We start from the raw sequence: 6,222 nt of genomic DNA on the forward strand, positions 1-6,222 counted from the left end.
GCAGATGCCATTTTGGAAGCCTGGTATCCCGGCCAGGAGGGCGGCCATGCGGTGGCGGATATTCTGTTCGGAGACGTGAATCCCTCCGGACGGCTGACCATCTCCTGGCCGAAGGATGTGGGTCAGCTTCCGGTGTACTACAACGGCAAGCGTTCACGCGGCAAACAATATCTGGAAGCCGATTCGCAGCCCCGCTACCCGTTCGGGTTCGGACTGAGCTATACGAGCTTCCGCTACTCAGAACTCCAGGTGGAGCCGCAGGCAATCACGGCAGACCAAACCGCAACCGTACGGGTCACCGTGACCAACACGGGAGAACGGGAAGGCGCCGAGGTCGTTCAGCTCTACATTTCCGACGTGGTGAGCAAGGTGTCCAGACCCGCGAAGGAACTCAAAGGCTTCCGCAAAATCACGCTGGCTCCAGGCGCAGCGCAAATCGTGGAATTTGAAGTCGGCTTGGAGCAGCTGCAATATATCGGCCCGGAGGCTCAGCCTGTCGTGGAGCCGGGCGGATTCAAGGTGCTGGTGGGCCGTCATGTCAATGAGGTACTGGAAGCTGCACTCGAGGTAACGGAGGGTTCGCGTGGAACGGAGGGGTTACATGGAACGGATTAGAAGATTCATCCGCGAGCTGTCCGAGCGGCAATGGCTGGAGCAGCAGGCGCTGGAAGGCTGGGACATTCAGGCTTCGGTCTATACCGTGCCGGGTCAATATGACGGAATGCGGCCGTATACCGAAGGCGGAGATTTCAACCTGTTCCCGAGTGTGCAGGGAACCACGTATTTTTTCCGCCTTTCGCTTACGATCCCGGCAGAATGGCAAGGGCAGCGTACGGGGCTCATATTTGAGTCGGGCGGCGAGGGCTTGCTGCGGGTGAACGGGGAATCCCGCCACGGCCTCGACCGGAACCACACCTTTGTAACCCTGGAAGCCTCGCGGGACGGCCGGCCGCTGGAGCTGGAAATCGAATTGTTCGATCCCATTCCCGAGCCGGTGGACCCGCTGAATCAGCAGGCAGTCATCCAGCCGCCGATCCGGGCCATCCGCACCTGGCTGGTACGGGTCAATGAGCCGGTCCAGAGCCTGATGTATACCGCCGTCATCGTCCGCGATGCGGCGATCCTGCTGCCCGAAGCGGATATGCGCCGCGCGCGGATGCTGGAAGCCTTGTACCGGGTGATGGACGAATATTTGAATTTAAATGAGCCTGAGGTTCGTGAAGGCAGTGCTGTAGCCGCCCTGGAAGAGGCGCTGCGTACAGATATTGCAGGGATTGGCGGCAACGCAGAAGGCACCATTCATATGGTCGGCCAGTCGCATATCGACATTGCCTGGCTGTGGCCGGCGCGGGAGACCGTGCGGAAGACCAGCCGGACCTTCTCCACCGTCAATGCCTTAATGGACGAATACCCGGACTATCAATTCGCCCAGAGCCAGCCGCAGCTGTTCGAATATCTCAAGGAAAACGACCCGGTCCTGTTCGCCAAGGTCAAAGAGCGAATTCGTGAAGGCCGGTGGGAGCTGGTCGGTGGCATGTGGGTCGAGCCGGACCTGAACATCCCGAGCGGAGAGTCCCTGATGCGCCAGATGCTCTACGGCCAGCGGTTCTACCAGAAGGAATTCGGCCAGACCTCAGAGATTGAATGGCTGCCGGATACCTTCGGCTACTGCGCTTCACTGCCGCAGATTCTGCGGCATGGCGGCATGCGCTATTTCATGACCACGAAGCTCGGCTGGAATGACACCAACGTATTTCCGTACGATCTGTTCCATTGGGTCGGCATTGACGGCACTCCGATGCTGTCCTACCTCAACCATGGGGTGAACGAGAATACACTGCCGAAGGATGTGCATGAACACTGGCAATCCTTCCGTGAAAAGAAAATCCATAACGAGCAGATGCTGCTCTACGGCCATGGCGACGGCGGCGGGGGCGTCACCCGCGAGATGCTGGAATACATCCGCCGTGCAGACCTGATGGTCGGCCAGCCGGCCAGTACCTTCAGCAGCGCCGCGGATTTCTTCGCAGGCATGGAGGAGCGGCAGCCCAAGCTGCCCGAATGGCGCGGCGATCTGTATCTGGAGCTGCACCGCGGCACCTATACCACACATGGCCGCAACAAGCGGAACAACCGCAAGGCGGAGATTCTCTACCGTGAGGCTGAGCTGTGGCAGACCCTGGCCGCTCCTGCCATGAAGCCCGAGCTGCGCAGCAGCAGTGCCGAACAGCTGCATCACGGCTGGAAGCGGATACTGCTGAACCAGTTCCACGACATTATTCCCGGTTCGGCCATCCCCGAAGCCTATGAGACTTCGGAGAAGGAATACCGCGAGGTGTTCGCCCTTGGTGAGGCAGCGCTGCAGCCGGGGCTGGAAGCCCTGACGGCTCAGGTCACAACAGCAGGCGAAGGCCAGCCTCACGTGCTGTTCAACAGCCTCGGCTGGGCGCGTGATGCAGTCGTTGCCATTCCATGGGCAGATACAGAAGCATCAGATAGGGAACCAACAGCAAATAGACAAACGGAAAATAAACCAACGGAAAATGAACGGAATATATCAGCATATGACGCGTCAGGAAATGCACTTCCGATAGATCTTGTGGCCGGTTTGTCAACAGTAGACGAGGCTATGGGCCCGACAACGGGTCAACAGACCGCTTACATTCATGTCCCCGCCATTCCGGCTATGGGGTATAAGACGATCTGGCTGAAACGCGGGGAACGGCCAACGCCGGAAAGCCCGGAAGCAGTGAATAGGCCGGAACGCACCGTCCTGAATGACCGCTGGGAGACCCCGCACTACCGCCTGACGTTCAATGAACGGGGCGAAATCACCAGCCTGTTCGACAAAGCGGCCGAACGGGAAGTGGTGCAGCAGGGCGGACGGGCCAACCAATTCCACTTCTTCCATGACCGTCCGACACTCTGGGATGCCTGGGATATCGACAGCCGCTATGAAGCCCAGCCCGCCGGCGAGGCCGAGCTGGTGGAGAAATACGTGCTTCACTCCGGCCAAGTCCGGGATGTGCTGAGATTCCGCTGGACGCTGGGCCAGTCGCAGATCACCCAGGATCTGATCCTGTATGCCCATGACCGCAGAATCGATTTCAAGACCCATGTGGACTGGAAGGAAGCCCACAAGCTGCTGAAGGTCGGCTTCCCGGTCGATGTGGTCGCAGACAAAGCGACCTATGAGATTCCTTTTGGCGCGCTGGAGCGTCCCACGCACCGCAATACCAGCTGGGAACAGGCGCAGTACGAGGTCTGCGGACACCGTTTTGTGGATGTATCCGAACATGGATACGGCGTCAGCCTGCTGAATGACTGCAAATACGGCTACGACATTCAAGGAAGCACGATCCGCCTGTCCCTGCTGCGTGCGCCGCAATGGCCGGACGCCACTGCGGACCTCGGCGTTCATGACTTCACCTATTCGCTCTATCCCCACCCGGGCGATTGGCGGAGTGCCCATACGCTGCGCAAGGCCGCGGAGCTGAATCATGAGGTGCAGGTCACCGCAGCCGAAGGGGACCAGGGTTCTATACCGTCCACAGGTTCTTTCATCCGCTTCAGTGGGCAACATGTTGTGCTGGACACCGTGAAGCCGTCCGAGGACGGACAGGGCTGCGTGCTGCGGTTCTATGAATCCGCGGGCGGACGGGAAACCGTGACGCTGGGCTGGAACCAGCCGTTCAGTGAAGTGTACCGGTCCAACGCGCTGGAGGAGAAGCTGGAGCCTGTCGCCCATCACCAAGGTGAATTCGAGCTGCACTTTGCTCCTTTTGAGATCCAGACGATTTACGTGAAATAAACGACTATTCGAATAGAAGGAGTGTCCCTTCCTTGGAACAATTCAGATTACCGAAAATCCCGATGCCGAAGCTCGAACTGCCGCAAGCTGTACAAGAGGTGCTAGCCGAGGCGGAAGAGAAGCTGGCCCACCGGCCCAAGCTGCTGCAGCTGTTCAAAAACTGTTTTCCGAACACCCTGGAGACCACGACGAAGCGGATGGAGGATGGCACCACCTTTGTCATTACCGGAGATATCCCGGCCTCCTGGCTGCGCGATTCGGTGGAACAGGTCATCCATTATGTGCCGCTGGCCAAGAACGACCCGGATCTGCAGCGCATCATCGGCGGCCTGATCAAACGTCATATCCAGTACATCCACATCGATCCGTACGCCAATGCGTTTAATGAATATGCCAATGACTGGCACTGGAACACCACGGACGTGACCGAGATGTCCCCGTGGGTCTGGGAGCGCAAATTCGAGATTGATTCCCTGTGCTTCGTGGTGCGTCTCGCGTATACCTACTGGCAGGAAACCGGGATTACCGACTTCTTCGATGCGGAGTTCAAGTCTGCCCTGCGTACTATTATCGAGGTGTTCAAAAAAGAGCAGCATCACTTCGAGCAGTCGCCGTACCGCTTCACCCGCAACAACGGTATTCCGGAAGACTCGTTGCGAAATAACGGACTGGGCATGCCGGTGAACTATACCGGGATGATCTGGTCCGGGTTCCGTTCCAGTGACGATGCCTGTGATTTCCACTACAACATTCCCGGCAATATGTTTGCCGTTGTCGCCTTGCGGCAGATGCAGGAATTCGCCGAGTGGGTCTTCCGGGACATGGATCTGCTGGCCGAGCTGAAGGCGCTGGAGTTCGAGGTGGATCACGGCATCAAGCTGTACGGGATTTACCGCCATCCTGAATTCGGGCCGATGTACGCCTACGAGACCGACGGCTTCGGCAATTACTGCTTGATGGATGATGCCGGAACCCCGGGGCTGATCTCCATTCCGTACCTGGGCTATTTGAAGAACGATGATCCGGTCTATCAGAACACCAGACGGTTTGCGCTCAGTACAGAAAATCCGTTCTATTATGAAGGAACCGCAGCCAAAGGCATCGGCAGTCCGCATACACCGAAGAACTATATCTGGCATATGGCCTTGTCGATGCAAGGGATCACGGCGGACACGAAGGAAGAGAAGTTGGCGGTGATTAGCATGCTGGAGGCAACGGACGCCGATACCGGCTTTATGCACGAAGGTTTTCATGCGGACGACCCCTCCGTGTTCACCCGCAGCTGGTTCGCCTGGTCGAACAGCCTGTTCTCCCAACTGATCTGGCGGGCGCTGCAGGAAGGGATTCTCTAAGTGATTTCAGCTACGGATGACAAGATGGAGTACATTACTTTTTTAGACGAAAAGGAGACATGAACATGAGTACGATTATTGGAGAAAATCTGTCAACTATCCCTTGGGAGGAGAAGCCGGCGGCCACCAGCGCACCTGTATGGAGATATTCGGCCAATCCGATCATTCACCGGGATGCCATCCCGAACTCCAACAGTGTGTTTAATTCGGCGGTCGTCCCTTTTGGGAATGGGTTCGCCGGCGTCTTCCGCTGCGATTCGAAATCGGTCAGCATGGATATCTTTGCAGGCTTCAGCGAGGACGGGGTGAATTGGACTATCCAGCATGAACCGATTGTTTTCCAAGGGGACGAAGAGGTCATCAAACGGGAATACCGCTATGATCCCCGGGTCTGCAAGATCGATGACCGTTATTATATTTCCTGGTGCAACGGCTATCACGGGCCGACCATCGGACTCGCGTACACCACCGATTTTCAAACCTTCCACCAACTGGAGAACGCCTTTCTGCCGTATAACCGCAATGGCGTGCTGTTCCCGCGGAAGATCAACGGGCATTATGCCATGTTAAGCCGTCCAAGCGATACCGGGCATACTCCGTTTGGAGATATTTTCTACAGTGAAAGCCCGGACCTTACCTTCTGGGGCAAGCACCGCTATGTGATGGGGACGGTGAGTGGAGATGCCTCCGCCTGGCAGTCCAAGAAGATTGGTCCCGGTCCGATTCCGATCGAAACCAGCGAGGGCTGGCTGCTCATCTATCACGGCGTAATCAACACATGTAATGGATTTGTTTACCGCATGGGCTGTGCGCTTCTGGATCTGGATCAGCCTTGGAAAGTAAAAGCCCGTTCGCGCAATTATATTCTGGGGCCGGAAATGGTGTACGAATGTGTGGGAGATGTGCCCAATGTGACCTTCCCTTGCGCGGCTTTGACCGATTCCGCGACAGGACGGATTGCGATCTACTACGGGTGTGCGGATACGGTTACGGGCCTTGCTTTTACCACCGTGGATGAATTGCTTAAATATATGAGGGAGTTCCCTTTGGAGATTGAGG

General features: G+C 57.2%; 4 protein-coding genes. All 4 read left to right on the top strand.

What is annotated here, in order from left to right:
* Nucleotides 1-615 (top strand): glycoside hydrolase family 3 C-terminal domain-containing protein (locus A3848_RS24365; protein ID WP_178382070.1); only part of this gene is annotated, 615 nt, incomplete at its 5' end.
* Nucleotides 602-3,811 (top strand): alpha-mannosidase, encoded by a 3,210-nt coding sequence (locus tag A3848_RS24370; RefSeq protein WP_074087484.1) that lies wholly within the window; start codon nucleotides 602-604, stop codon nucleotides 3,809-3,811. The genes A3848_RS24365 and A3848_RS24370, both read left to right, overlap by 14 nt.
* 32 nt (nucleotides 3,812-3,843) lie before the next feature.
* The gene (locus tag A3848_RS24375; RefSeq protein WP_074087485.1) at nucleotides 3,844-5,163 is read left to right on the top strand and encodes a glycoside hydrolase family 125 protein; all 1,320 of its coding nucleotides are present in this window, start codon (nucleotides 3,844-3,846) and stop codon (nucleotides 5,161-5,163) included.
* A 65-nt stretch (nucleotides 5,164-5,228) separates the two neighbouring features.
* Nucleotides 5,229-6,222, top strand: a 994-nt coding sequence (locus A3848_RS24380; RefSeq protein WP_074087486.1) for a glycoside hydrolase family 130 protein, incomplete at its 3' end; no start/stop codon positions are given.

The organism is Paenibacillus sp. P32E, from assembly GCF_001909085.1.
GTDB classification, from domain to species: Bacteria; Bacillota; Bacilli; order Paenibacillales; family Paenibacillaceae; genus Paenibacillus_AQ; species Paenibacillus_AQ helianthi.